Source organism: Streptomyces sp. NBC_00385, assembly GCF_035917155.1.
Classification (GTDB): domain Bacteria; phylum Actinomycetota; class Actinomycetes; order Streptomycetales; family Streptomycetaceae; genus Streptomyces; species Streptomyces poriferorum.
Genome location: NZ_CP107951.1, coordinates 4,356,015 through 4,381,935, shown reverse-complemented (window position 1 = coordinate 4,381,935; position 25,921 = coordinate 4,356,015). Strand labels below are relative to the sequence as shown.

Annotated in this window: 23 protein-coding genes; 9 read left to right on the top strand and 14 right to left on the bottom strand. The window is 71.2% G+C overall.

Annotated features, from left to right (window positions below; all coding sequences use genetic code 11):
- The first annotated feature begins 73 nt into the window (after nucleotides 1-73).
- A complete protein-coding gene (locus OG959_RS19515; protein ID WP_326660149.1) occupies nucleotides 74-2,905 on the top strand; it encodes an AfsR/SARP family transcriptional regulator in 2,832 nt (943 codons plus the stop codon).
- Nucleotides 2,906-2,974: 69 nt separating this feature from the next.
- Here the strand turns inward: OG959_RS19515 and OG959_RS19510 are convergent, their stop codons facing one another.
- The gene (locus tag OG959_RS19510) at nucleotides 2,975-4,786 is read right to left on the bottom strand and encodes an NHL domain-containing thioredoxin family protein (protein ID WP_326660147.1); all 1,812 of its coding nucleotides are present in this window, start codon (nucleotides 4,784-4,786) and stop codon (nucleotides 2,975-2,977) included.
- A gap of 64 nt (nucleotides 4,787-4,850) precedes the next feature.
- Here OG959_RS19510 and OG959_RS19505 point away from each other — a divergent pair, with 64 nt between their 5' ends.
- Nucleotides 4,851-5,342 carry an LURP-one-related/scramblase family protein gene (locus tag OG959_RS19505; protein ID WP_326660145.1) on the top strand — a complete coding sequence of 164 codons (492 nt, stop codon included), beginning with the start codon at nucleotides 4,851-4,853 and terminating at the stop codon, nucleotides 5,340-5,342.
- A 118-nt stretch (nucleotides 5,343-5,460) separates the two neighbouring features.
- Here the strand turns inward: OG959_RS19505 and OG959_RS19500 are convergent, their stop codons facing one another.
- Nucleotides 5,461-6,261 (bottom strand): carbon-nitrogen family hydrolase, encoded by an 801-nt coding sequence (locus OG959_RS19500; protein WP_326660143.1) that lies wholly within the window; start codon nucleotides 6,259-6,261, stop codon nucleotides 5,461-5,463.
- A gap of 176 nt (nucleotides 6,262-6,437) precedes the next feature.
- Between OG959_RS19500 and OG959_RS19495 the strand changes: the two genes are divergently transcribed.
- Entirely contained in the window at nucleotides 6,438-7,262 is an 825-nt protein-coding gene (locus OG959_RS19495; protein ID WP_326660141.1) for a maleylpyruvate isomerase family mycothiol-dependent enzyme, read from the top strand.
- A gap of 109 nt (nucleotides 7,263-7,371) precedes the next feature.
- Here OG959_RS19495 and OG959_RS19490 read toward each other — a convergent pair whose 3' ends face one another.
- The 3 genes from OG959_RS19490 to OG959_RS19480 all read right to left on the bottom strand — a co-directional run bounded on the left by OG959_RS19490 (nucleotide 7,372) and on the right by OG959_RS19480 (nucleotide 10,431).
- Entirely contained in the window at nucleotides 7,372-8,682 is a 1,311-nt protein-coding gene (locus OG959_RS19490; protein ID WP_326660139.1) for an MFS transporter, read from the bottom strand.
- The gene (locus OG959_RS19485) at nucleotides 8,679-9,353 is read right to left on the bottom strand and encodes a GntR family transcriptional regulator (RefSeq protein WP_326660137.1); all 675 of its coding nucleotides are present in this window, start codon (nucleotides 9,351-9,353) and stop codon (nucleotides 8,679-8,681) included. Before OG959_RS19485 ends, OG959_RS19490 begins: the two co-directional genes overlap by 4 nt.
- Nucleotides 9,354-9,471: 118 nt before the next feature.
- On the bottom strand, nucleotides 9,472-10,431 hold the full coding sequence (locus OG959_RS19480; RefSeq protein ID WP_326660136.1) for an NADP-dependent oxidoreductase: 960 nt from the start codon (nucleotides 10,429-10,431) through the stop codon (nucleotides 9,472-9,474).
- Between the two features lie 71 nt (nucleotides 10,432-10,502).
- Here OG959_RS19480 and OG959_RS19475 point away from each other — a divergent pair, with 71 nt between their 5' ends.
- On the top strand, nucleotides 10,503-11,456 hold the full coding sequence (locus OG959_RS19475) for a GlxA family transcriptional regulator (protein ID WP_326660134.1): 954 nt from the start codon (nucleotides 10,503-10,505) through the stop codon (nucleotides 11,454-11,456).
- 123 nt (nucleotides 11,457-11,579) lie between these two features.
- Nucleotides 11,580-12,494: a D-alanyl-D-alanine carboxypeptidase family protein gene (locus OG959_RS19470; RefSeq protein ID WP_326660132.1), complete on the top strand. Its 915-nt coding sequence runs from the start codon at nucleotides 11,580-11,582 to the stop codon at nucleotides 12,492-12,494.
- 57 nt (nucleotides 12,495-12,551) lie between these two features.
- Here OG959_RS19470 and OG959_RS19465 read toward each other — a convergent pair whose 3' ends face one another.
- The 6 genes from OG959_RS19465 to OG959_RS19440 all read right to left on the bottom strand — a co-directional run bounded on the left by OG959_RS19465 (nucleotide 12,552) and on the right by OG959_RS19440 (nucleotide 18,856).
- Nucleotides 12,552-13,814 (bottom strand): outer membrane protein assembly factor BamB family protein, encoded by a 1,263-nt coding sequence (locus OG959_RS19465; protein ID WP_326660130.1) that lies wholly within the window; start codon nucleotides 13,812-13,814, stop codon nucleotides 12,552-12,554.
- Nucleotides 13,815-13,949: 135 nt separating this feature from the next.
- Nucleotides 13,950-15,128 carry a serine hydrolase domain-containing protein gene (locus OG959_RS19460; protein ID WP_326660128.1) on the bottom strand — a complete coding sequence of 393 codons (1,179 nt, stop codon included), beginning with the start codon at nucleotides 15,126-15,128 and terminating at the stop codon, nucleotides 13,950-13,952.
- A gap of 198 nt (nucleotides 15,129-15,326) precedes the next feature.
- Nucleotides 15,327-16,016 (bottom strand): DUF4232 domain-containing protein, encoded by a 690-nt coding sequence (locus OG959_RS19455; RefSeq protein ID WP_326660126.1) that lies wholly within the window; start codon nucleotides 16,014-16,016, stop codon nucleotides 15,327-15,329.
- A gap of 299 nt (nucleotides 16,017-16,315) precedes the next feature.
- Nucleotides 16,316-17,668 carry a S41 family peptidase gene (locus OG959_RS19450; RefSeq protein WP_326660124.1) on the bottom strand — a complete coding sequence of 451 codons (1,353 nt, stop codon included), beginning with the start codon at nucleotides 17,666-17,668 and terminating at the stop codon, nucleotides 16,316-16,318.
- A 115-nt stretch (nucleotides 17,669-17,783) separates the two neighbouring features.
- Nucleotides 17,784-17,969, bottom strand: a complete 186-nt coding sequence (locus tag OG959_RS19445; protein WP_326660122.1) for a DUF397 domain-containing protein — start codon at nucleotides 17,967-17,969, stop codon at nucleotides 17,784-17,786.
- Nucleotides 17,970-17,974: 5 nt separating this feature from the next.
- The gene (locus tag OG959_RS19440; RefSeq protein ID WP_326660120.1) at nucleotides 17,975-18,856 is read right to left on the bottom strand and encodes a helix-turn-helix domain-containing protein; all 882 of its coding nucleotides are present in this window, start codon (nucleotides 18,854-18,856) and stop codon (nucleotides 17,975-17,977) included.
- A 225-nt stretch (nucleotides 18,857-19,081) separates the two neighbouring features.
- Between OG959_RS19440 and OG959_RS19435 the strand changes: the two genes are divergently transcribed.
- Both OG959_RS19435 and OG959_RS19430 read left to right on the top strand, forming a co-directional pair.
- Nucleotides 19,082-19,588 (top strand): ATP-binding protein, encoded by a 507-nt coding sequence (locus tag OG959_RS19435; RefSeq protein WP_326660118.1) that lies wholly within the window; start codon nucleotides 19,082-19,084, stop codon nucleotides 19,586-19,588.
- 232 nt (nucleotides 19,589-19,820) lie between these two features.
- Nucleotides 19,821-20,729 carry an aldo/keto reductase gene (locus OG959_RS19430; protein WP_326660115.1) on the top strand — a complete coding sequence of 303 codons (909 nt, stop codon included), beginning with the start codon at nucleotides 19,821-19,823 and terminating at the stop codon, nucleotides 20,727-20,729.
- A gap of 57 nt (nucleotides 20,730-20,786) precedes the next feature.
- On the opposite strand, the gene OG959_RS19425 is transcribed toward OG959_RS19430, so the two are convergent.
- The 3 genes from OG959_RS19425 to pdhA are packed head-to-tail and all read right to left on the bottom strand — an operon-like array spanning nucleotide 20,787 to nucleotide 24,362.
- Nucleotides 20,787-22,205: a dihydrolipoamide acetyltransferase family protein gene (locus OG959_RS19425; protein ID WP_326660113.1), complete on the bottom strand. Its 1,419-nt coding sequence runs from the start codon at nucleotides 22,203-22,205 to the stop codon at nucleotides 20,787-20,789.
- A gap of 10 nt (nucleotides 22,206-22,215) precedes the next feature.
- Nucleotides 22,216-23,196 carry an alpha-ketoacid dehydrogenase subunit beta gene (locus OG959_RS19420; protein WP_326660111.1) on the bottom strand — a complete coding sequence of 327 codons (981 nt, stop codon included), beginning with the start codon at nucleotides 23,194-23,196 and terminating at the stop codon, nucleotides 22,216-22,218.
- A gap of 2 nt (nucleotides 23,197-23,198) precedes the next feature.
- Nucleotides 23,199-24,362, bottom strand: coding sequence for a pyruvate dehydrogenase (acetyl-transferring) E1 component subunit alpha (pdhA, locus tag OG959_RS19415; protein ID WP_326660109.1), 1,164 nt, complete (start codon nucleotides 24,360-24,362; stop codon nucleotides 23,199-23,201).
- 337 nt (nucleotides 24,363-24,699) lie between these two features.
- Between pdhA and OG959_RS19410 the strand changes: the two genes are divergently transcribed.
- Nucleotides 24,700-25,359, top strand: coding sequence for a response regulator transcription factor (locus OG959_RS19410; protein ID WP_326660107.1), 660 nt, complete (start codon nucleotides 24,700-24,702; stop codon nucleotides 25,357-25,359).
- Nucleotides 25,360-25,457: 98 nt separating this feature from the next.
- Nucleotides 25,458-25,892, top strand: a complete 435-nt coding sequence (locus tag OG959_RS19405) for a pyridoxamine 5'-phosphate oxidase family protein (RefSeq protein ID WP_326660105.1) — start codon at nucleotides 25,458-25,460, stop codon at nucleotides 25,890-25,892.
- Nucleotides 25,893-25,921: the final 29 nt, after the last annotated feature.

The window sequence follows — 25,921 nt, the reverse complement described above, 5'->3', positions numbered from 1 at the left end:
ATCCCCGATATTCTGGCCGCTTGTCCGTGACCCGGAACCGGGCGCGTCACGCCCGGGAATGGGAGAGCCGCTCGTGGAGTTCCGGTTGCTCGGCACGGTCTGCGTCGACACGCTGACCGGGCCGCTGCCACTCGGCCCCGCCAAGCGCCGCAGCCTGCTCGCCGCACTGCTGCTGCGCGCCAACACGCCGGTCTCCATGGCGCGGTTGACGGACTGCCTGTGGGACGACGCCCCGCCCCTGCACGCCCGCACGGTCATCCAGGGCCATGTGTCCCGGCTGCGCGTCCTGCTGACGGGTGCGGACGCGGAGGCGTACGGGGTCGAACTGGCCACGCTCGGCGACGCGTACGTCCTGCGGGCGCCGGAGACCCTGCTGGACTCCCAGCGGTTCGAGGAACTGCTGATGCTGGCCCGGGAGCAGCGCAGCCCGGCCGACTCCGTGCTCATGCTGAAGGAGGCCCTGTCGCTGTGGCAGGGGCCCGCGCTCACCGGTACGTACGCCAGCGCACCGCTCCAGGCTGCCGCGCACGCACTGGAGGAGTCCCGGCTGGCGACGGTCGAGCAGCTGGCGCGCGCCTACGCCGAGCTGGGGGAGCACCACCGTGCGGCGGCGGTCCTGCGCGCCGAGGCCGACGCCCATCCGATGCGGGAGTCCCTCGCCGCGGCCCTGATGACGGCGCTGTACCGGTCGGGCCGGCAGTCCGAGGCGCTGGACCGGTTCCACCGCACCCGCCGGATGCTCGCCGACGAGCTGGGCATCGATCCGGGACGCGAGCTGGCCGACGCGTACGCGCAGATCCTGCGCGGCGATCCGGAACCGGCGGGCGGCCGGCCCCCGGGCGACCCGGCGCAGGCGCCCGAGGCCGACCGCGCATCCGGCACCCACGACGGCGCCGGAGCCGCCCCGGCACGCGCCGACGTGCCCGCCCCCGCCGCGCCGCCCCGCGCCCCGCTCGTCCTGCCTCCGACGCACCCCGGCACCACGCCGCACCCCACCGATCTGCTGCCCCGCGCGCCCCGCGGCTTCCACGGGCGCGGCACCGAACTCACCGCGCTGTCCCGGGCGGCGGCCGGCGAGGCGCCCGTCTGTCTGCTCACCGGACCGGCCGGGGTGGGCAAGACCGCGCTGGCCCTGCACTGGGCGCGCCGGTCCCCCGCGGCGTTCCCGGACGGGCGGCTCTACGCCGACCTGCGCGGGTTCTCCGACACCGGTGAGCCGACCCCCCTCGAAGTCCTGCGCGAGTTCCTGCTCGCGCTCGGCGTCGCACCCCGCCGGATCCCGGAGTCCGTCACCGGCGCCGCGGCGCTGTTCCGCTCGCTGACGGACCGGCTCAGCCTCCTCGTCGTCCTCGACAACGTCCGTGACTCCGCCCAGGTCGGGCAGCTGCTGCCCGGCGGCACGGACTGCGTCACGCTGATCACCAGCAGGCACCGGCTGGAGGGCCTCATCGCCTCGGACGCCGCCGTCCCGGTGCCGCTGGACGTGCTGGAGCCGCCGGACGGCACCGCGCTCCTGGCCGGGGTACTGGGCGAGGAGCGGGTCACCGCCGAACCGGTGGCGGCCCGGCGGCTCGCCGAGCTCTGCGGCGGACTGCCCCTCGCCCTGCGGGTCACGGCGGCGCGGCTGGCGGGCCGCCCGCAGTGGACGCTCGCCGACATGGCGGACGAACTGGCCGACGAGCGCAGCCGGCTGACGTATCTCGCCGTGGAGGACACCGGTGTCTCCGCCGCGCTGCGGCTGACCGTGCAGCAACTGCCGCCGGACGCCGTCCGCCACTTCACCCGGCTCGGCCACCACCCGGGCAGCCACTTCGACCCGTACACGGCCGCCGCCCTCGCCGGCAGCGACCCGGTCGTCGCCGCGGCCGCGCTGGAACGGCTCGCCGCCGCCCATCTGGTCACCGAGGCCGGGCCCGGGCGCTGGATACTGCACGATCTGGTGCGGCTCTACGCCCGCGGGCTCGACCCGGCGGCCGGGCCGGACGCGCTTCTCGGCGTGCTCGACCACTACATCGCCACCGCGCTGGCCGCAGCGGACACCGCCGAACCCGGCGGTGAGCCCTGCTTCGTGCTGCCGGAAGGCTTCCACCGGCCCGCCGCCGTACGGGACTTCGCCGGCCGGAACGCGGCGATGGACTGGCTCGCGGCCGAGCGCGAGGACCTCTCCCTGGCCGCTGCCGCAGCCCGTACCGCGGGGCTCGAGGACCGGGCCTGGCGGATCATCCTGCTCCAGTGGCCGCACGTGGTGTGGCGGGCGCGGGACGGCTGGGCCCCGATGCTGGAACTGGCCCTGGCCGCGGCGGTCGCCCGGAGCGACCCGTACGCCGAGTCCCGGGTGCGCAATCTGCTGGGCTGGGTGCTGTCGGAAGAGGGCAGGACCAGCGAGGCCGTGGCCCTTCTGGAGCCGTCGCCCGGCCTCGCGCGGCAGGCGGGGGACCGGCTCGGCGAGGCGACGGCCCTGATCAACCTGGCGATCGTCCAGGCCGAACAGGGCGGCCTCGACATGGCGATGGAGGGCTGCGGCCGGGCGCTGGAGCTGGCCAGGAAGGAACCGGACGCGCACACCGAGATGCTCGCCCTCCAGCACCTCGCCCGCATGCAGCTCACCGCGGGACGCCCACAGGACGCCCTGGACTCCGCCCGCGCCGCATTCGAGCTGGGCCCCGAGCACGAGGAAGCGGCCCGCCGGGTGCTCCTGACCACCGTCAGCGGCGAGGCGCAGCTCGCCCTGGGCGCGGAGGACGAGGGGGTTCTGCTGCTGGACCTGGCGGCCACGGAGGCCGAGCGGGCCGGGTACGACGTGGGCGCGGTGCGGGCCCTGGAGGCGCTGCTGCGCGTCGCCGCGGGGCAGGAGTACGTGCGGCGGTACGAGGAAGCGGTCCGGCGGCTCGCCGACGGCGGGTGACGGGCCGCGGGTGGTGAAGCGGCCGGGGCGGGCGGCGGCGGTCCCGCGCGCCCGCCCCGGCCGACGCGCTCAGCCCTGCTCGTCCATGCCCGCGAGCACCAGCGGCAGCCGCGAGGTCCCCTCGGCGGTCACACTGACGGGGACGCCCCAGTCCTGCTGGTGGACGTGGCAGGCCGGGTACTCGTTCGCCGGGTCGTCGTCGCAGGAAGCGGCCATCGCGGAGACGTGCAGGACGCCCTCGGTGACGCCGTCGGCGAGGACCAGATCGCGGAAGAGGTCGGTGCCCGCGCCTTCGCCCGCGGCCAGCAGTTCCGGCGGTGTCGAGGAGACCAGCAGCCGGGTCGAGGGCCCGTAGCGGGTGTCCAGCTTCTGGCCGGCGGGCGCCTGGAAGACGACGTCGAGCCGGAGCGTGCCCGGGGCGATCCCGGTGGCCGCGCGCTGGGTCCGGTGCGCCTGGTCGGCGACCCGTACCGCCTCCTCGGGCAGCCGGAGCCGGGTCAGCCGGTGCCGGGCGGACTCGACGACCACGAGGTCGCCGTCGACCAGCACGGCGTCGCTCGGCTCACGCAGATCCGTGGCCAGCGTGGTGACCTCGTCGCTCGCCGGGTCGTAGCGGCGCAGCGCGTGGTTGTACGTGTCGCAGACGGCGACGGACCCGTCCGGCAACGCGGTGACGCCGAGCGGGTGCTGGAGCAACGCCTGTGCGGCGGCTCCGTCGCGGTGGCCGAAGTCGAAGAGCCCGGTGCCGACGGCGGTGTGCACGGCGCCGTCGAGGTCGACGTAGCGCAGGGAGGACGTCTCCGAGTCGGCGACCCACAGCCGGTCCTCGGTCGCGGCGAGCCCGGACGGCTGGGCGAACCAGGCCTCCGCGCCCGGTCCGTCGACCAGACCTTCGTTGGTGGTGCCGGCCGCGACCCGGACGGTGCCGGCCTCGGGGTCGTACGTCCACAGCTGGTGGACGCCCGCCATGGCGATCCACAGCCTGCCGTCGAACCAGGCGACGTCCCACGGCGAGGAGAGGTCGACCTCGCGGGCCGCGCCGCTCGTGGGGGCTCCCTGCCACCACTGGCGGCCCGTGCCCGCGAGGGTGGTCGTCACACCGGTCGTGAGGTCGAGGGCTCGGATCGCGTGGTTGACCGTGTCGGCGACGGCGATCCGCCCGTCGGGCAGCGGCGCCAGCCCCTGCGGCTCGCTGAACCGGACGTCGTCGGGCCCGCCGTCCACGAGTCCGCGCTCGCCCGACCCGAAGTGCCGCCGGACACTCTCGCCGTCCGCGTCCAGCTCGACCAGGCGGTGGCGGGTGGTGTCGGAGACCAGGAAGCCGCCGTCGGCGAGCAGCAGGGCCTTACCGGGGAACCGCAGGTGCGTGGCCACCGGCTCGGGTGCCACATAGGGGCCGTCACCGCGGCGCAGGGTGCCCTTCGCCGCGTGCTCGGCCTCCAGCTCCTCGACCAGCCTCTCGATGGCGTGGGCGTGGCCCTCGCCCGCGTGCTGGGCGACGACATAGCCCTCGGGGTCCACGACGACGAGCGTCGGCCAGGCGCGTACGGCGTACTGCTTCCAGGTGGCGAGCTCGGGGTCGTCCAGTACCGGGTGGTGGACCTCGTACCGCTCGACGGCGTCGACGACGGCCTGGTGCTCCGCCTCGTGGACGAACTTCGGCGAGTGCACACCGATGATCACCACGGTGTCGCGGTGCTTCTCCTCCAGCTCGCGCAGCTCATCGAGGACATGCAGACAGTTCACACAGCAGAACGTCCAGAAATCCAAGATCACAATGCGCCCTCGCAGGTCAGCGAGGGTGTACTGCCGGTCGCCTGTATTGAGCCAGCCGCCCTTGCCGATCAGTTCGGGGGCTCTGACGCGCGCACGTGTTGCCATGGGAACAGTCAACCCCAACGTGGCGTCCGCGCATTCCGCAGGGGGCTCGGGGAACCTGTGAGCCATGAGACTTCTCGTGCGTGAGCGACTGTTCGGCATCGGTGACGACTACTGGATCGAGGACTCGGACGGCCGCAAGGTCTTCCTCGTCGACGGCAAGGCCATGCGGGTGCGCGACACCTTCGAGCTGAAGGACGCGCAGGGCCGGATCATCGTCGAGATCCGGCAGAAGCTGCTCAGCCTGCGCGACACGATGCTCATCGAGCGGGACGGAGAGCAGCTCGCGAAGGTCAAGCGGAAGCGGCTGTCGCTGCTGCGCAACCACTACCGGGTGACGCTGGTGGACGGGACCGAGCTCGACGTCAGCGGCAAGATCCTGGACCGCGAGTTCGCCGTGGACTACGACGGGGAGCTGCTGGCCCAGATCTCGCGCCGCTGGCTGACCGTGCGGGACACGTACGGGATCGACCTCGTGCGCGAGGACGCCGACGCGGGGCTGCTGATCGCGGTGGCGGTGTGCGTGATCGTGCTCGCGGAGAAGGAGCACGAGGACTGAGAAGCACATGGGCTGAGAGGCACGGTGCCTGTTTCACGTGAAACAGGCACCGCCCCCGGTCGGCCCGGCCATGCGGGCGGGTCCTCGGGTCAGCTCAGCGATGCGGGCGGGCCCTCGCTCAGCTCAGTGACACGGGCGGCGCCAGCCCCAGCCGGCGGTCCTTGAGCGCGGGGAACTGGTCCCGGGTGGTGGCGACCCTGGCCGGGTCGAACTCCACGGTCAGCACCTCCTCGTCCGCGCCCGCCTCGGCGAGCACCTCGCCCCACGGGTCGACGACGATGCTGTGCCCCGCCTGCGGGACCCCGGCGTGGGTGCCGGCGCAGCCGACGGCCAGGACGTAGGCCTGGTTCTCCACGGCCCGGGCCTGGGCCAGCAGCGTCCAGTGGGCGCGGCGGCGCTCCGGCCAGCCGGCCGCGACGACGAGGGTCTCGGCGCCGGCGTCGACGAGTCCACGGAACAGCTCGGGGAAGCGCAGGTCGTAGCAGGTGGCGAGGCCAAGGGTGGTCTGCGGCAGGGCGAGGGTCACCAGCTCGTCGCCGGCGCCCATCATGACCGCCTCGCCCTGATCGAAACCGAAGCGGTGGATCTTGCGGTAGGCGGCGGCCCGCTCGCCCTCGGGCGTGAAGACGAGCGTGGTGTTGTAGAGCGTGCCGTCGGCATCCCGTTCGACGAAGGACCCCGCGTGCAGCCAGACCCCGGCGTCGGCGGCGGCCTTGGCCATCGCCTCGTGCGTGGGGCCGTGCAGCGGTTCGGCCTCGTTCTCGAACTCCGTGTAGGCGAAGGCGCCGACCGGCCAGAGCTCGGGCAGGACCACCAGGTCCGCGCCCCGCTGGGCCGCGATGAGTGAAGCCGCGCGTTCCCTGCGGGAATTCACGGATTCGTCCGGGTCTACTGCGATCTGGATGAGGGAGGCGCGCACACTACCACCGTCCTGGCATTCGAGCCGTCAACACGGGCCTACGATCGTCACACGAAAGCACTGCCGGGGTGCCTGCTCGCAGCGTAACTTAGCCACCGAACCTCATCGCCGCTCGCAGCCCGCCGTCCGCGCCCAGCTCTCCAGCCCATGCACCGCAGAACCGCACGAGGGGTCCCGTGACCGTCCATCCCAGCCTCCAGACCTACGCCGACGCCTGGACCCACTCCATCGAGTCGATAGCCGAGCTGGTGAGCCCGCTCACCGAGGGGGAGTGGAACGGCCGTACGCCATGCCCCAACTGGTCGGTGCGCGACATCGTCTCGCACATCATCGGCATGGAGTGCGAGCAGCTCGGCGATCCACGTCCCATCCACACGCTTCCGCGTGATCTCTTCCATGTGCAGAGCGACTTCGCCCGCTACATGGAGATGCAGGTCGACGTCCGGCGCCACCACACCGCGCCGGAGATGACCTCCGAGCTGGAGTACACGATCATCCGCCGGGCCCGTCAGCTGCGCAACGAGACGCGTGACCCGGAGACCATGACGCGGGCGCCGCTCGGCGCCGAGCAGACCCTCGAACTGGCGCTGCGCATGCGCGCCTTCGACGTCTGGGTGCATGAACAGGATCTGCGGACGACGCTGGGCAAGCCCGGCAACCTGGATTCCCCCGGCGCCGCGGTCGTCCGGGACACGCTGCTCCTGGCGCTGCCGAAGGTCGTGGCCAAGGACGCGGGCGCACCGCCCAATTCGGCGGTCGTGCTGGATGTGCACGGCCCGGTGGAGTTCCTGCGCACCGTCAGGGTCGACGCGGAGGGCCGCGGTTCGGTGGACGGCGCGCCTTCGCTCGGTCCCGTGGTGACGCTGGCCATGGACTGGGAGACGTACGTACGCCTGGCCTGCGGCCGGGTGCGGCCGGGTGCCGTCGCGGACCGGATCAAGGCCGAGGGCGATCAGGACCTGGCCGCCGCGATCCTGCAGAACTTCGCCGTCACCCCGTAGTCATGGCACACCGGTGCGCCCGCCCCGCGGGGGGACGGGCGCACCGCCGTTTCAGGGGTCGGGCGGGCACGGAAGCGACGCCCGGCCGGACGGGGCGCGCACACGGCGGTCACGCGGGCACGTGCACGGCCTCCACACGGCTGACCACATGGTGCTCCCGCTCCCGGTGTGCGGCCTTCAGCCGCAGCCGCAGGATCTGTACGACGCCGAGCGCCTCCAGTACGAAGACCGAGGCAAACGCGATGCGGTAGTTGTCGCCGGTCGCGTCCAGCAGCACACCGACGGCGAACAACGTGGTCATCGAGGCGACGAAGCCGCCCATGTTGACGATGCCCGACGCCGTGCCCTGGCGCTCCGGCGGGTTGGCCGGGCGGGCGAAGTCGAAGCCGATCATCGAGGCGGGCCCGCAGGCGCCGAGCACCACGCACAGGGTGATCAGCAGCCACATCGGCGCATGGTCGCCGGGGTGGAGGATGGCCGACGCCCACAGCAGGGCCGTCATGCCGACCGTCCCCAGGGCGAGCGGGATCCGGGCCGCGTGGTGGCGGGCGATGACCTGCCCGTAGACGAGGCCCACGGCCATGTTGGAGAGCACCACCAGCGTGAGCAGCTCCCCTGCGGTCCCCCGGCTCAGCCCTTGGTCCTCCACCAGGAACGGCATGCCCCACAGCAGCAGGAACACCATGGCCGGGAACTGCGTCGTGAAGTGCACCCACATACCGAGCCGGGTGCCGGGCTCCCGCCAGGCGGCGGCGATCTGCTTGCGCACGTACGTCGCCCCGGCGTGCTCGGCGGGCGGCGGCTCGAACCCCTCGGGGTGGTCCTTCAGGAAAAGCAGGAGCAGCACCAGCACCACGACCCCGGCCAGCGAGCTGCCGACGAAGGTGGTGGTCCAGCCGAGGCCGTGCAGGGACCGGGCGATGACCAGCGTGGAGACGAGGTTGCCCGCCATGCCGAAGAGGGCGGCGACCTGTCCGATCAGCGGGCCGCGCCGGGCCGGGAACCAGCGGGCCCCCAGCCGCAGCACGCTGATGAACGTCATCGCGTCGCCGCAGCCCAGCAGGGCGCGGGAGGCCAGCGCACTGCCGTACGAGGGGGAGAGCGCGAAGCCGAGCTGCCCGAGGGTGAACAGGACGGCCCCGATGGCGAGCACCTTCTTGGTGCCGAGCCGGTCGACCATCAGGCCGACGGGTATCTGCATGCCCGCGTAGACGAGCAGTTGGAGGATGGAGAAGGTGGAGAGCGCCGAGGCGTTGACGTCGAAGCGCTCGGCGGCGTCGAGTCCCGCGACCCCGAGGCTGGTACGGAAGATGATCGCGACGAAGTAGACGGCGACACCGATGCCCCAGACCCGGGCGGCACGCCGGCCGCCGGGCGGATCACCGGGCAGGGACAGGGTGGGAGCGGCGCCGGAACTCACCGGTCCTCACCCCTGACCAGCACCTTGACCCGGCTGACATGGCGGCGCACGACCTGCGCGGCACCGTCCGCGTCACCGGCCCTGATCGCCTCCAGCAGCTCGCCGTGCTCGGTGATGTTGGCGGCGATCCTGCCGGGGTGGGACTCCATGACGGCGACCCCCATCCGCAGCTGCCGGTCGCGCAGCTGGTCGTAGAGGCGGGACAGGATCTCGTTGCCCGCGTGGCGGACGATCTCGGCGTGGAAGCAGCGGTCCTTCACGGAGACGGCGGCCAGATCACCGGCCTCGGACAACTGTCGCTGCTCCTCCAGGAGCTCCTCCAGGCGGGCGATCAGCTTCGCCGAGGCGGGCACCGCCTTGCGCACGGCGAACTCCTCGACGAGCAGCCGGGTCTCCACGACGTCGGCGATCTCCTGCGCGGAGACGGCGAGCACGAGGGCGCCCTTCTTCGGGTAGAGCTTGATCAGCCCCTCGACCTCCAGCCGCAGCAGTGCCTCGCGCACGGGCGTACGGGAGACCCCCACGGCGTCGGCGAGGTCGCCCTCCGTCAGAAGCGTCCCGCCCTCGTAGCGGCGGTTCAGGACCGCGTCCTTGATGTGGGTGTAGACGCGCTCGGCGGCGGGGGGCCGCTTCGCGGGCGGGCGTACGGGGGACGCGGCTGGAGCAGGCATGCGCACAGCATAGATACAACATGCACGCAAGCGTGAATCCTTCCACGATGCGGACGCGCGACCCGCGTTCAACACCCCGCACCCCCTGCGCCGCCGAGCATTCGGGGTGCCGAGGCCGTCACCGCACGGTCAGCACCAGCTTCCCCGCGGTGCGCCCCGTGTCACCGAGCGCGTGCGCCTTCGCCGCGTCCGCCAGCTCGAACGTCCCGGCGATCTCCGCGCGCAACCGGCCTTCGGCAGCGAGCCGGGCGATCGCCGCCATCCCGGCATGGTCGTCCTGCACCAGCATGACCTCCGCGCGCACACCGAGCCGGGCCGCGTCCTCGGCAAGCGCCGGGTTGCCGCCGTCGAGCCGGAGGGACACCAGGATGCCGCCCGGACGCAGACTGCGCAGGGAGCGGATGGCGTGGTCGCTGCCCTGGGAGTCCAGGACGACGTCGGCATCGCGGACGGTGTCGGCGATGTCCGTGGTGCGGTAGTCGAGAACCTCATCGGCACCCAGGGCGCGCACGAACGCGTGCTTGGGCGCGCTTGCCGTACCGATCACATACGCCCCGCGTGCCTTGGCGATCTGAACGGCGAGGTGGCCGACGCCCCCGGCCGCCGCGTGGATCAGCACCCGCTGACCGGCTTCGAGACCGGCGGTGTCGACGAGGGCCTGCCAGGCGGTGAGAGCGGCGAGCGGCAGCGCGCCAGCCTGCACATGGCCGATGCCGGCCGGCTTGGCGGCGAAGGCGCGGGCGGGGCCGGTGACGTACTCGGCGTGGGAGCCCGCCCCGTACGGGTAGGGCAGCATGCCGAAGACCTCGTCGCCGGGCTTGAAGAGGGTGACGCCGGGGCCGGTCGTCTCGATCACACCGGAGACGTCCCAGCCCAGGACGAAAGGCGGCTCACCCAGGAAGAGCCCGGGGAGGCCGCGGTGCTTCCAGTCGGTGGGGTTGACCCCGGCGGCATGCACACGGACGAGTACCTCACCGGGTCCGGGCACCGGCCGGGGCAGCCGGACCTCCTTGAGCACCTCGGGGCCGCCTATGACGTCCTGGCTGATCGCGCGCATCGTGATGACGTTGTCGTTCATGCGCACCAGCCTGCTGCTCCCGGGCGTCCGGCGGGAGTGGCCCGAATGCCATTCGCCGCTAGGATCGTGCCATGCGTGCCATGCATCGTGTCGTCGTCCTGGCGCTCGACGGGGTCTATCCGTTCGAACTCGGCATCCCGCAGCGGGTCTTCGGCACAGCGGAGGGCCTCTACGAGGTGGTCACCTGCACGGTCGACGGTCAACCGGTGCGCACCTCGTCGGACTTCGCGATCGCCCCGGACCAGGGGCCCGAGGCGCTGGCGGAAGCGGACACCGTGGTCATCCCGCCGTACGAGTCGGCTCCGGACTCGACGCGGCTGCCGGCCCCCGTGGCCGAAGCGCTCGCGCGGATTCCTTCCGGCGCACGCATCGTGTCCATCTGCACGGGCGCCTTCACGCTCGCCGCGGCCGGACTGCTCGACGGGCATCCGGCCACGACGCATTGGCATCTCGCGGACCGGTTCCGGGCCATGTTCCCCGCGGTGGACCTGGACGCGGATGTGCTGTTCGTCGACGACGGTGCCATCCTCACGTCGGCCGGGGCCGCGTCCGGCGTGGATGTGTGCCTGCACCTCGTACGCAAGGACCACGGCAGCGAGGTGGCGAATCACGTCGCGCGCCGGTGCGTGACGCCTCCGTGGCGGGAGGGCGGGCAGGCGCAGTACATCGAGCAGCCGGTGCCCCGGCCGTCGGCAGCCGGGACGGCGGGGACCCAGGAGTGGGCGCTCGGACGGCTGGGCGAGCCCCTGACGCTGACCGACCTCGCCGGGCACGCCCGGATGAGCCTGCGCACGTTCGCCCGCCGGTTCCGGGACGAGGTGGGGATGAGCCCGGGTCGCTGGCTGATCCAGCAGCGGGTCGCCCGGGCACGGGAGTTGCTCGAGTCCAGCGACGTGCCGGTCGAGCAGATCGCCACCCGGGTCGGATTCGCGACGCCCGCGTCACTGCGCCAGCACCTGCACACCGCGATCGGTGTATCGCCGCAGGTCTACCGCCGCACCTTCCGGGCCGCCGGCGATCGCTGACGTCTCCCGGATGTCGTGAAAAATCACCCCGCCCCTGCCACAACCATCCATCGGCCCCGTACGTCTCACCAATGCGCGGCTACCCCCATGTAGCCGCATTCCAGGGGCCTTTGGAGCGTCAACTTGAAACTCGGCATTCAACGCATAAGGCGTGTTTCCGTAGCCGCCACGGTGTCACTCACCGCAGGTGCCGTCATCGCGGGAGGCACGTTCGCCTCCACGGCACAGGCTGCCGCGCCACCGGCTCCGACGATCGTCGCCAAGGGCGGCTTCGTGATGGACAACGGCACGGGGAGGACCTTGTTCACCAAGGCCGCGGACACCCGTCGTTCCACCGGCTCCACCACGAAGATCATGACCGCCCGGGTGGTGCTGGCCCAGAAGGGCCTCAACCTGGACTCCAAGGTCACGGTCCAGAAGGCGTACAGCGACTACATCGTCGCCAAGGGCGCGTCCTCGGCCCGTCTCATCGTGGGCGACAAGGTCACGGTCCGTCAGCTGCTCTACGGTCTGATGCTGCCGTCCGGCTGCGACGCCGCGTACGCGCTCGCCGACAAGTTCGGATCCGGCTCCACGCGCGCGGCCCGGGTGAAGTCGTTCATCGGCAAGATGAACTCCACGGCCAAGACCCTCGGCCTGACGAACACGCACTTCGACTCGTTCGACGGCATAGACAACGGGTCCAACTACTCGACCCCGCGCGACCTGACGAAGCTCGCGAGCAGCGCGATGAAGTACTCCACGTTCCGCACGGTCGTGAAGACGAAGTCGACGAAGCAGAAGGTCACGACGAAGAGCGGCGGTTCCCGCTACATGTCGTGGACCAACACCAACAAGCTGCTGGGCACCTACAGCGGCGCGATCGGCGTGAAGACCGGCTCCGGCCCGACGGCCAAGTACTGCCTGGTCTTCGCCGCGACCCGCCACGGCAAGACCGTCATCGGCGCGGTCCTGACCTCCACCTCGGAGACGACCCGCACGGCGGACGCGAAGAAGCTCATGGACTACGGCCTCCAGAGGTATCTCAGCCGGGTGTGAGCAGGTGCCCGGCGTACGGAGAGGGGTCCCGCATACGCCGCGGGGCCCCTCGTCCTGTCAGCGTGTTGCGCGGTGGAACGACGTTCCCTCCACACCGCCGTAGCGATCGATCTCGTACGGCGCGGCGCCTGCGGACGTCTGCCGGTCCTTGCCCGTGTTCCCGTCCAGGACGACCGGCTCTTCACCCACCTCCCCGTACAGGGCACCGTGCCAGAACCCGGTGACCTTCGGGATCACCCGCCCGGAGCGGGCGTGCAGCACCCACTTCTGCTGGGCCGACGTGGCGTCGAAGACCACGATTCCTCTGTCCGCCGCCCTGTACCCGTACTTGGAACACTCCATCAGCGACCGCTCGTCGTCGAGACACCGCCAGTCGCGGCCTTCGAACGACGCACGCGTGCTGCCGCTGACCGCGTCCACGACGACCGTCCGGTCATCGAGGTTGCCGCTCAGCCACCGCACGCCCACCGAGTCCGGCTGCCGCACGTCCGGCTCGGTCCACCGCTGCCTGCCCGTGTCCGCGGCGACGCCCAGCAGCCTGCCTTCGGCGTAACCCGTCTCCTCGCCACCGGCGACGACACCGTCCGCGAAGGTCAGCGCACGGAAATCGGCCTTCTTCCACCGGACCGCGCCCGTGGCCGGGTCGACGGCATACGTGGTGTCGGCCTCGGTGACGACCGCCGTTCCGGCGTCCACGCCCACGACCTGCGGCGCGAGGTTCTCGTCGGCGCCGATGGCAACGGCGGCGAGCCCGGTGGAACTCGGCGCGGACGGGATCTCCGCCGACCACGCCGTACGGCCCGTGGCCGTCTCGACGGCCAGCACCTCGATCACGGAACGGTCCGGCGCCGTCCCTTCCCCCTCCACCTCCCTGCCGAAGGCGGCGTACGCCGTCCTGCCGTCGGCCGACACCCAGGGAGCGACACGCTTGCTTCCGAAACCGCCCGGGTCCGCGGGGTGCTTGGTCTCCACGTTCCAGCGCGCATCGCCGGTCCCGGTGTCGATCGCCTCCAGTCCACCCTCGGTCGTGATGTACGCGACGCCGTCGGCAAGTGTCAGCGCGGGGCGCAGCGCCTCTCCGCTCGTCGTGCTCGGCTGCTGGGCATCCGTGAGTTCGACAGTGGGCCCGTCGAAGCGGACGGGCGGATCGAACGCGGGCCGGCTCGGCCTCCCGGACGCCGCGCGGGACGGTTCCGCCCACGTGCCGGACGGCTTCGCACCCGATGAACCACCGCCTCCGCAAGCGGCCAGCACCGTTACCGCCAGCGTGACTCCCGCTGCGGCGGCAGCCCGGCGTCGCGGCCTCTCCCTCTTGCCCATCGCTCCCCCTCGTTCGGAACCCGTGGTCTCCACACCCACATTCTGTTGCCCTGTCGACGGGAGGGTCACGGGGGCCGGCAGCGGCCCGGCGGTGAAGGCCGGACCCACCTGGTGAAGCAGGGGCCCGGCAGGCCCTCAGCCGGCCCTTCCCCCGGGTCGGCGCGCACCGCACAGTTCCTGGTCCACGAGCGTCCTCATTGCCTGCTGCGTGTCCGGGCCGCCGTCACTCGTCGCGTACACGACGGCCGTCCTGGATCCGTCCCGGGTGATGCCCGCCCAGGTGCGGTAGCCGAGCAGTTCGCCCGGGTGCCCGTAGTAGGTGCCGCCGCAGGTCAACGGGATCTCGCCCAGCCCGAGTCCGTAGCTGACGCCCATCCCGGGTGCGGGCACGGTGGCCGTCATCTCGGCCAGCTCCGCCGGTTCCAGGAGGCGGCCGCCGAGCAGCGCGGCGTAGAACCGGCTCAGGTCGTGTGTGGTGCTGATCAGCGCGCCGGATCCGACGGCCATGCTCGTGTTGAGCGCCGTGACATCGATGCCTGCGCCTTTGCCTGCGCCGAAGGCGGCGTAGGCCCGGGCGTGCGGGCCTGGAACGAACGGCGAGGTGCCGGGCGCGCTGGTACCGCTCAGGCCCAGCGGCCGGATGATCCGGTCCTCCACCTCCCGGTCCCAGCTGCGTCCGGTCACCTCGCGGATGATCATCGCGGCGAGAATGTAGTTGGTGTTGGAGTACGACCAAGCGGCCTCGGTCGACACCTCCTCCGGGCGCCGCATCGCCAGCCCCGCCAGTTCCTCCGGGGTGTACGTACGGAACCGCTCGGCCCGGTACCCGTCGGCGCTGTTCAAGGCGGCGATCTCCGGAAGGACCTCGGGGATCCCGCTGGTGTGCTGCAAGAGCTGCCGCACGGTGACGGAACCGCCGTCCGGCCCGTCGCCGCCGACCACTCCCGGCAGCCACCGCTCGACGGTGTCCTCCAGGGACAGCCGTCCCTCGCCGACGAGTTGCAGCACGACCGTGGCGGTGAACGTCTTGGTGGCGCTGCCGATCCGGAACCTGCCGCCCGGAGGCATCGGCCTCCGGGTGCCCCTCTCGGCCACCCCGGCCCGCGCGAAGGCCCGTGTGCGTGTGCCCGGTGACGTCACCTCGGCGGAGACCCCGACCACCCCGGTGTCGTGGATCGCGTCCACCCGCCGCTGGAGCGGATCGGCGTACTGCGCGTCCGCGGCGGCTGTCGGGCCGACCGATGTGGCGAGGAGGAGCGTGGCCAGGCCGGTCAGGACGAGCAGTCGTCGCCGGCGCCTTCGTAACACCTGCATGAGGGACCCCTTTTCTGCCCTCGCCCGCGGCCCTTCGCCGCCGGTTTCGAGGGTGGCGCCCATCCCACCAGGGACGAGGGGTCCGGCCCATCCTGCCCGCCCCCGTCGCCGGGAGGCGCTGTCACCAGGGCCGACCCGGGGGCTAACCCGACGGAGAGAACGGGAACTTGCCTCCCGGCCGCGCCCGAACCCCCCGGATCAGCCGCCCTGGCCGGCGCTGCCGATCGGGCCCACCAGCACCGGGGAGCCGGAACCGTCCGTGACGGGCAGCGAGTCCTGGCCCGGCCAGGCGAGGGTGACCGACTTCGTCTCGTTCGGCGGGGTCACCACCAGCCCCGTGATGCGGACACCGGAGCCGCCCGACTCATTGAGCGGGTAGCTGACGTAGAAGTCGATCTCCTTGCCGTTCTTGAGGGTGTACGGGTCACCGGGCTCGCCCTTGCGCGTGGCGGAGATGTCCCCCGCGTTGGTCTTCAGGTCGACGCCCGCGAACCCGGAGATCACACAGTCGGCGCCGCTGCCGTTCGTCAGCGCCACCACGACGCTGCCATCGGGGTCGCCGTCGATGAAGCCGTCCTGTGCCGTGATCTCCAGCCCGTCGGTGGTGCACTTGGGGGCCGAGCCGTTGCCTCCGGAACCGGAACCGGAACCGGAGTCGGCGGGGGCGGCCGTGCCCTTGCCGTCGGAGCCGGTGCCGGCGGAGCCCTTCCCACTGTCCTGATCCGAGCCGCCCGAGCCCGAACCGCCTCCCGATGAGGACGCGGCGGAGGCCGAGGAGGCGGACGACGGGTCGCTCGCCGCCGCGCCGTCGTCACCGTTCTGGCAGGCGGTGAGCGAGAGACCGGCGGCAACGACCAGGGCGGCGAAGGTGATCCTGTGAGCGCGCATCATTTCTTCCTCAGCATCGGTGAACGGGACCGGCCGCTCCGTATTGATCAGGTACGAGCGAGCGTTACTGATCAACAAGAGCAGCGGGCCCGCCGCACCGTTCCGCCGAACCGCCGCCTAAGACATGCCTGTTACACGTACAGGCCGGCGACTCACCCCTTCGCACCGGCTGCGCCGCTCCGGAACCCGCCGCCGGGCCTGCCCTGTGGCCACCTCCCGCCACGGTTCCGCACTCGTTCGACGCGGCCACCCGCTGGGACAGACCCGTAACCCGACACACCGGACCGGCACGTGGCGTCTCATGCCGGCTTCTGCTCCCGAAGCACGGCGACCGCCGCGTCGAAGGCCGAGTCGCGGTCCGTCGCAAACTCCTCCTCGGTGAAGACCGGCGTACGGATGTAAGGCGGGATGCCCGCACCGTCGAAGGTCCCTCCCCGGCGGGTGAGGAACTCCTCGTTCGGCAGCCAGACCGTCATGCCGCCCGGCAGAGTGCGGTCCAGGGTGTCGGAGAAGACGCCCTGCGTGTTCTCCCCGATGCGGACGGTCCGGCCGGGCCGGTCGATGAGGGCCTGGGTGAACGTCTCGCCCGCGCTGAACGTCGTCGCGGCCGTCAGCACGGCCACCGGACCGCCGTAGCGGGGGACGCCGCGTGCGGGCTTCACGGGGACGGGCTGCGGCCGGGTGTACTGGGTGCGCTTGCGGTAGGCGGTGTACGAGGAGTCGGTCAGGCGCCCGGCAAGGTGCAGGCCGAGGGCGTCCGCACCGCCGCCGTTGATCCGCAGGTCGATGACGAGTCCGGTGAGCGAGGCCGTGCGCTCGGCGGTGAACACGGTGTCCAGCGCCTTGTCGAGCTCGGCCAGCTCCGCGGCGTACGCATGCCCTTCCCCGCTGCTGTAACCGGCGAACCCGGAAAGCCGCAGATAGCCCTGCCCGCCGGGCAGATCCGCGTAGCTGATCCGGCCGTTCGCGAACTCCCGCAGCGGCTCGCCGTCGAGGTCGCTCCGCACGATGTAGTCCTTGACCTTGGTGTCCAGATCACTGCCGATCACGGCCGTACCCGGACGGACCTGGGAGAAGCGCCGCTCGCCGTCGAAGACGGTGACGTGTGCGTCGTACAGCGGCTTCACCATCTCGCTGAAGAGGGTGAAGAGTTCGTCCCTGGACGTGTCGGCGTGCACCTTCGGCCGGTACGTGTCCCGTACGGCATGCCAGTCGATGCCCTTGGCGGCGAAGAACGGGTAGTTCTCCTCGAAGGACTGCCAGAAGACGTCGAACGTCGCCACCGGGTCGTCCTCGGCTGCGGGCTGCGCACATGCCGCCGGGAGCCTGCCCAGCCGGTGCAGTTCCCGGTACCCGGCCGAACCCGACAGCCGTAGCGTCCCGGACGCCTGGACGGTGAGGAGCGTCCCGTCGCCGGACCTGTACACGCCCGGTGCCGTCTGCTTCGCCGGCTCGCCCTTGATGCAGCCCAGCGCGGTGGTCTGGTACTCCTGAAGCCGCCCGTGCGCGATCGACAGGACGGTGCCGTAGCCGTTCACCCGCCAGATGCCGTCGACGGCGGGCCGTGGCGCCGCGGCGGCGGGAACGATCGCCCCACCGGCAAGGGCCAGTGCCACGAGTGCGGTTGCCGCCTTGGAAATCCCGTGTCGCAAAGTGTTCCTCTCCCCGTACGCGATCTGCGTCAGGGGATCGACGATCGCGGAACGCGCGCGGGGGCGACATCCGGCGGGCCGGTGGATGGGTCGGGGGGTCCCCCCCGGCCTGGCCCTATGCCCGGCGCAGGCCCGCTTGGAAGGCGCGCCAGGCGGCGGGGGCGAGGAGGAGGACGGGGCCGGCGGGTGTCTTGGAGTCGCGGATGGCGACGATGTTGGCAATGTTGCGGGCCACCTCGACGCATTCCTGCCCGGCGTTGCCTCCGCTGTAGCTGGACTTGACGAACGTATACGCGGGCACGCGGTCTACATCTCCTTGAGGATTCCGTCGATCAGTGTGACCGAGTTGCGCTGAGCGAGCGCAAGACGCGTCATGCGATCGAAGATCCTGTCGTGACGCTCCGCATCAGTATCGCTCTCCAACCAGAGGGTGGTCGAGGTGGTATCCATGTGGACCACGTCGAGCGCGCCTGGTTCGGCGAACGACACGATGGTGAAGGCGCTGGTCATGCCGGGGTGCGCACCCACCAGGTACGGCATCACCTGGAGTTTCACATTCGGGCGTCGGGCCATGTCCAGCAGGTGGCCGAGCTGCTCCCTCATCACAGCTCGTCCTCCCACCAGTTGGCGGAGCACGCTCTCCTGCACGAGAGCCCAAAGCTCCAGTGGCCGGTCGCCGGTCAGGCGAACTTGCCTGGCCATCCGGGACTCGACGAAGGGTTCGATCTCATCCGGGTCTTCCCAGGAGCCATTTCCCACAGCGAGCGCCCGCGCATAGTCAGGCGTCTGGAGCAGGCCGGGCACGATGGCGAGTTGCCAGGTACGGAGGCCTGTGGCGATGTCCTCCAAAGCCACGTACTCGGCCATTGACTGGAGCCCTGGGTACTGGTTCCACCAGCCGCTTGCCTTGCGGCGTTCGCGGTCGGCCTTGGCAAGCGCCAACAGCCGCCCGACCACGACTTCGTCCGTCTCGCCGTACAGGTGACAAAGAGCCCTGATGTCGGGGTCCCGTATCGGCACAAGGCCCCGCTCGATCTTCGCCACCTTCGCAACCGACGCCGTCAGCGCCTCCGCAGCGTGCGACTGACGCAGGGAGCGCCCCTCCCGCAGCCGGAGCAGTTCACCGCCGAGACGGCGTCCGAGCACGGTAGAAACCGTCCGCCCGCGATCCGGGCTGTTACCCGCCACAGCCGACTCCTTCCCTCAGTCGCCTCAGTTTGGAGCGCCGGTCCATCGAACACCAACTAGGGCAGAGAATTCTCTGCCTGAAGTACTTGCTGCCCGCGAATAGCTTCCGCTACTTTCAGTGGCACACCGATCACTCAGCGGCAACGACCGGCGGAAGTGCACCGCCCTGCCCGGCGCAGACGCGGCATCGCCACCGCCCGCACCCCAACAGAGAGGCGCGCGACCATGACCGCAGCCCAGGAAGCCCCGGCCCCCGCACCCGAACCCGATCCCCCGCTCCACGAGGACCGCCTCGACTACACGCCCACCGCCCGCAGCGTGACCCTCGCCCGCCGGCGGACCGCCCGCCTGGTCGCCGAGTGGGGGCACCCCCACCACGCGGGTGAAGCCGCGCTCCTGGTAAGCGAGTTGGCGACCAACGCCTTACTGCACGGCAGCATGCGGGGCCGGCTCTTCCGGGTCCACCTCAGCCTCACCGCCACCACCTTCCGCATCGAGGTCAGCGACCCCCGCGGGGAACGACTCCCCGGACTGCGCGAGGCGGGCGCCGACGACTGCTACGGGCGCGGGCTCCTCAACGTCGCCCAGCTCGCCGACCGCTGGGGCGTCGAGCCGCGCACCGTCGGCAAGACGGTCTTCGCCGAACTCACCGTGCGGCCGGGGAGCACCCACATCACTCGCAACTCTGGTCTCAACCCCACGCGGACTGCTAAGGTGCCGGGCGTTACGTGAGCCTTCTCGGTGCGGATTTCCTTCCGCCGGGGAGGCTTTCTTCGTTCCCGGACACGCCCGGCCGCGCCACACGCCCGGCGCGCGCCACACGCCCGGCTCTCGCCACACGTCCAGCTCACCCGGTACCGGCGCCCCCGCGAACGGGCCCGCCGAAGGGCCCGGGGCTGGGCCGGGGCGGAGCCGCGTGCCCGGCGACCGCTTCCGCCACCCACCGCAAGAGGAGACCTCAGTCATGCCTGCACGAACGAACTCAGCTGAACACGGCGGAACTTGGCGGCTCGGTGACCTTCCGGTGTACCGCGTCGGCTTCGGCGCGATGCGCCTGACGGGTACCGCACCCTTCGGCGACGGCGTGCCCCGTGACCGTGAGCGGGCGATCAGCGTGCTCCGGCGGGCGGTCGAGCTCGGGGTCAACCACATCGACACCGCCGCGTTCTACTTCTCGGCCACCCGATCCGCCAACGAGCTGATCAACCGCGCGCTGGCGCCCTACCCGGAGGATCTGGTCATCACCACCAAGGTCTGGCCCGGCCGCGACCCCTCGGGCGCGTGGTGGTGGGCCGAGCCGGCGCAGTTGCGCGCCCAGGTCGAGGAGAACCTTCGCCAACTCGGCCGCGATCATCTCGACGTGGTCAACCTCCGTGTACCGCCGAGCGGTCGGACCGGCTCGATCGGCGAGCACTTCGGCGCGCTGGCCGAACTGCGCGAGGCCGGGCTTATCCGCCACCTCGGCGTCTCCAACGTCACGTCCGCCCAACTGGCCGAGGCCCGGGACATCGCCCCGGTCGTCTGCGTCCAGAATCCTTACGGAATCGGGGCGCCGAGCGAGGAGCGGGCCCTCCTTCGGCACTGCGGTGAACTCGGCATCGCGTTCGTCCCGTTCTTCGCCATCGCCGGGCCCGGACGGGAGGCGGGGCCTGCGGTCGGTGACAACGAGGCGGAGGTGTGTGCCGTCGCCCGCGCGCACGGGGTTTCGATCCCGCAGGTCCGGCTGGCCTGGACCTTGCAGCAGGGGCCGCACGTCCTCGCGATCCCCGGGACGAGCGACCCGGACCACCTCGCGCAGAACGTGGCGGCCGGCGCACTGCGGCTCTCCGAGGAGGAGATGGCGCGCCTCACCTCGCTGGGCGCGCGCACATGACGGTGGGCCCGCGCGAACGTCTCGCGGGCCCACCTCATACACGTACCACCGGGGTCACTACCCCCAGGTGATCAGCCGCTTCGGCTGCTCGAGGATCGCGGCGACGTCCGCGAGGACCTTGGAGCCGAGCTCGCCGTCCACCAGGCGGTGGTCGAACGAGAGGGCGAGGGTGGTCACCTGGCGGGGCTTCACCTTGCCCTTGTGGACCCAGGGCTGGAGCTTGATCGCGCCGACCGCGAGGATCGCGGACTCGCCCGGGTTAAGGATCGGCGTGCCCGTGTCGACGCCGAAGACGCCGACGTTGGTGATGGTCACCGTGCCGGACGCCATCGCGGCGGGTGACGTCTTGCCCTCGCGGGCCGTGGAGACCAGCTCGCCCAGGGACGCGGCCAGTTGCGGCAGCGTCTGGTCGTGCGCGTCCTTGATGTTCGGGACGATGAGTCCGCGCGGGGTAGCGGCGGCGATGCCCAGGTTGACGTAGTGCTTCTGCACGATCTCCTGGTTCGCCTCGTCCCAGGCGGCGTTGACCTCGGGGTTCCGCTTGATCGCGACGAGGAGGGCCTTGGCGATGATCAGGAGCGGGTTGACCCGCACCCCGGCCATGTCCTTGTCCTCCTTGAGCTCCGCCACGAGCTTCATCGTGCGCGTCACGTCGACGGTCACGAACTCCGTGACGTGCGGCGCCGTGAACGCGCTGCCGACCATCGCCTGGGCGATCGCCTTCCGTACGCCCTTGACGGGGATACGGGTCTCGCGGGCGGTCACGGAGGCCGGGGCCGGGGCCGCAATCGGGGCCGGGGCCGGGGCCTCGGTCTGCACCGGGGCGGGAGCGGGTGCCGGCGTCGCCGCCGCGTGGACGTCCTCGCGGGTGATGACGCCGCCGTCGCCGGTCGGGGTCACCGTCGCCAGGTCGATGCCCAGGTCCTTGGCCAGCTTGCGGACCGGGGGCTTGGCGAGTGGACGGGCCTCGGCGACCGCGGCGGGACCGTGGCCATTCATCTCGCCCTGGATCGCGGCGGAGGCCGCCGCGGGGGCCGCCTCCGTGCCCTTGCGGGCGCGCCGCTTGGTGGAGGACTCGGCGACGCCGTAGCCCACCAGGACGGGCGTACGGCCCTTCGGCTCCGCGGGCTCCGCGGGCTCCGCGGGCTCCGCGACGGGCTCGGGCGCCGGCTCGGCCGCCACGGGGGCGTCGTCACCTGAACCCGGCGCGACGTCCACCGCGATGATCACCTGGCCGACGTCGACGGTCGTGCCCTCGGGGAAGCGCAGCTCGTGCACCACACCGTCGAACGGGATCGGCAGCTCCACGGCGGCCTTCGCCGTCTCGACCTCGCAGACGACCTGGCCGTCGGTGACGGTGTCGCCGGGCTGGACGAACCACTTGAGGATCTCGGCCTCGGTCAGTCCCTCGCCCACGTCGGGCATCTTGAACTCACGGAAGCGAGCGGCGTTGGAAGTCTCGGTCATCGTTGTCACGTCCCCGTCCTCAGTACGCCAGCGAGCGGTCGACGGCGTCGAGCACACGGTCGAGACCCGGCAGGTACTCGTCCTCCAGCCGCGCGGGCGGGTAGGGGACGTGGTAGCCGCCGACCCTCAGCACGGGTGCCTCCAGGTGGTAGAAGCACCGCTCCGTGATGCGAGCGGCGATCTCCGCACCGGAACCGTAGAACACCGGAGCCTCGTGGACCACGACCAGCCGGCGGGTCTTCTCGACCGAGGCCTGGATGGCGTCGAAGTCGATCGGGGACATCGAGCGCAGGTCCACGACCTCGATCGACTTGCCCTCCTCCTGGGCGGCCGCGGCGGCCTCCAGGCAGACCTTCACCATCGGGCCGTACGCGACGAGCGTGAGGTCCGTGCCGGTGCGGGCGACGGACGCACGGTGCAGCTGGCCCGGGATGGACTCGGTGTCGAGTTCGCCCTTGTCCCAGTAGCGGCGCTTCGGCTCGAAGAAGATGACCGGGTCGTCGCTCTGGACGGCCTGCTGCATCATCCAGTACGCGTCGGCCGCGTTGGAGGGCGAGACGACCTTCAGGCCCGCGACGTGCGCGAACAGCGCCTCGGGCGACTCGCTGTGGTGCTCCACGGCGCCGATGCCGCCGCCGTACGGAATCCGCACGACGACCGGCAGCTTGATCTTGCCGAGTGAGCGGGCGTGCATCTTCGCGAGCTGCGTGACGATCTGGTCGTACGCGGGGAAGACGAAGCCGTCGAACTGGATCTCCACGATCGGCCGGTAGCCGCGCAGGGCCAGGCCGATCGCCGTACCGACGATGCCGGACTCGGCGAGCGGGGTGTCGATCACCCGGTCCTCGCCGAAGTCCTTCTGGAGCCCGTCCGTGATCCGGAAGACCCCGCCCAGCTTGCCGACGTCCTCACCCATGATGAGGACCTTGGGGTCGGTGTCGAGGGCCTTGCGCAGCGACTCGTTGAGCGCCTTCGCGATGGACATCTTTTCCATGGCCATGGCTACTTGCCCTCCTCGGCGAACGATGCCTGGTAGGCGGCGAACTGGGCGCGCTCCTCGTCGACGAGGGCGCTCCCGTCGGCGTAGGCGTGCTCGAAGATCGCCATCCGGTCCGGTTGCGGCATGGACCGTACGGCTTCGCGTACCCGCTTGCCGAGGGTCTCGCTCTCCTCGTCGAGGGCGGTGAAGAACGCCTCGTCGGCGACGCCCTCGTTCTCCAGGTAGGTGCGCAGGCGCAGGATCGGGTCCTTGGCCTCCCAGGAGGCGCGCTCCTCGTCGGCCCGGTACTTCGTCGGGTCGTCGGAGGTGGTGTGCGCGCCCATGCGGTAGGTGAACGCCTCGACGAGGGTGGGACCCTCACCGCGGCGGGCGCGCTCCAGGGCGGATCGGGTGACGGCGAGGCAGGCCAGCACGTCGTTGCCGTCGACCCGGACGCCGGGGAAGCCGAAGCCCTGGGCGCGCTGGTAGAGCGGGACCCGGGTCTGCTTCTCGGTGGGCTCGGAGATCGCCCACTGGTTGTTCTGGCAGAAGAACACGACGGGCGCGTTGTAGACCGCGGAGAAGGTGAACGCCTCGGCGACATCGCCCTGGCTGGAGGCGCCGTCGCCGAAGTACGCGATCACGGCCGAGTCCGCGCTGTCCTTGGCCACGCCCATGGCGTAGCCGGTGGCGTGCAGGGTCTGCGAGCCGATGACGATCGTGTACAGGTGGAAGTTGTTGGTGTTCGGGTCCCAGCCGCCGTGGTTCACACCGCGGAACATCCCGAGCAGGTTGGTCGGGTCGACGCCCCGGCACCAGGCGACGCCGTGCTCGCGGTAGGTCGGGAAGACGTAGTCGTCGTCGCGCAGTGCCCGGCCGGAGCCGATCTGCGCGGCCTCCTGGCCCAGCAGCGAGGCCCACAGGCCCAGCTCGCCCTGGCGCTGCAGCGCGGTGGCCTCGGCGTCGAAGCGGCGGGTCAGGACCATGTCCCGGTACAGACCGCGCAGCTCGTCCGCGGTCAGGTCGATCGAGTAGTCCGGGTGCTCGATGCGCTCGCCCTCGGGCGTCAGCAGCTGTACGAGTTCGGGTCCGGAACTCTGTGGCGTCTTCGCGGGCGTCTTCGCGGCGCTGGTCCGCTTGCTGCTGCGTCGCGGTTTACGCGCGGCAGCAGTGCTCTCCACGGTCACGTGCGTGCTCCTCCGTCGGTCCGGCCCCCGGGGTCTGCCGGGTGACCAGTGCGGCTCGCCTGTGTCCGTACCCGTGCACGGGGTGGGTGCCTCGGTCCGGGAACAGGCGTGACAGGTGCCCCGGCGAGCGCCCTGTCCAATGCACGTTACCCAGTGGGTCGCATAACTGCGAAACCCTTCCTGACCTGCGATTTTGCTTGGATATCCAAGTAAATCGAGGAATTCGGGAACTCTCGCTGGTCACAGCACTGGTAACAGCCTTGCAGGCCGCCGGAACAACGGCACGTTATCCCGCCGGACAGCGGCAGGGAAGAGGGGAGTGTGTGAGACTGCGTTTGTGCGCAAAGAAGGAAAAATCACTGTTTTTCTGCTGGATGACCATGAAGTGGTCCGCCGCGGAGTCCATGAGCTGCTCTCGTCCGAGGACGACATCGAAGTGGTCGGCGAGGCCGGTACGGCGGCGGACGCGCTGGTGCGGATCCCCGCGACCCGCCCCGATGTGGCCGTCCTCGACGTACGGCTGCCGGACGGCAGCGGTGTGGAGGTCTGCCGCGAGATCCGCTCCCAGGACGAGTCCATCAATTGCCTGATGCTGACCTCGTACGCCGACGACGAGGCGCTTTTCGACGCGATCATGGCGGGCGCAGCCGGATACGTGCTCAAGGCGATCCGCGGCAACGAACTGCTGAGCGCGGTACGGGACGTGGCGGCCGGGAAATCGCTGCTCGACCCGGTGGCCACGGCGCGGGTGCTGGAACGGCTGCGCGACGGCAAGAAGGGCCGCGGCGACGACAAACTCGCCGCTCTCACCGACCAGGAACGCAAGATCCTGGATCTCATCGGGGAAGGTCTGACGAACCGGGTGATCGGCGAGCGACTCCACCTCGCCGAGAAGACGATCAAGAACTACGTCTCCAGCCTGCTGTCCAAGCTGGGCATGGAACGACGCTCGCAGGCCGCCGCGTACGTGGCGCGACTCCAGGCCGAGAGGCGCTGAGCGATACGGCCCCGGGCCCCGGGTCGGGACTTTGGTCCCGGCCCAACCAGGGCCCCGGCCTCTTATTCCGTCCACACAGGTGACGGACAGTGGAGGTCATGTCCTCCGAGGAACTCCACGCGATCCAGCTGCTCGGCCGCGTCCCTTACGGCCGGCTGGCGACGAGTATGCGAGCCCTCCCGATCCTGACGGTGGCCCGGCACATCGTCACCGACGGCCGCGTCGTGCTGCGCATGCACGGCGGTCTGGGCTACCACGACGCCTGCGACGGCGCGGTCGTGGCCTATGGGGCGGACAACTACAACGCCGCCACCTCGGCGGGCAGCCGCGACCTGTGGTCCGTGCAGTTCACCGGGCCCGCACAGATCGTCGAGCCGACCTGCGCCCAGCGCGAGCTCTTCGGCCCCGCACCCGCCGAGGTCAACGGGGAGCCCTTCGCCCCGGCCTACCTCCGGCTCGACCCGCACTTCGTCACTGTGCACACTCTGGACTTCCACGCAACTCCGCGAATCCGTCAACGCAGCGTGATCTAACATCTGTCGAGTGCCGCGCTCATCTGTAA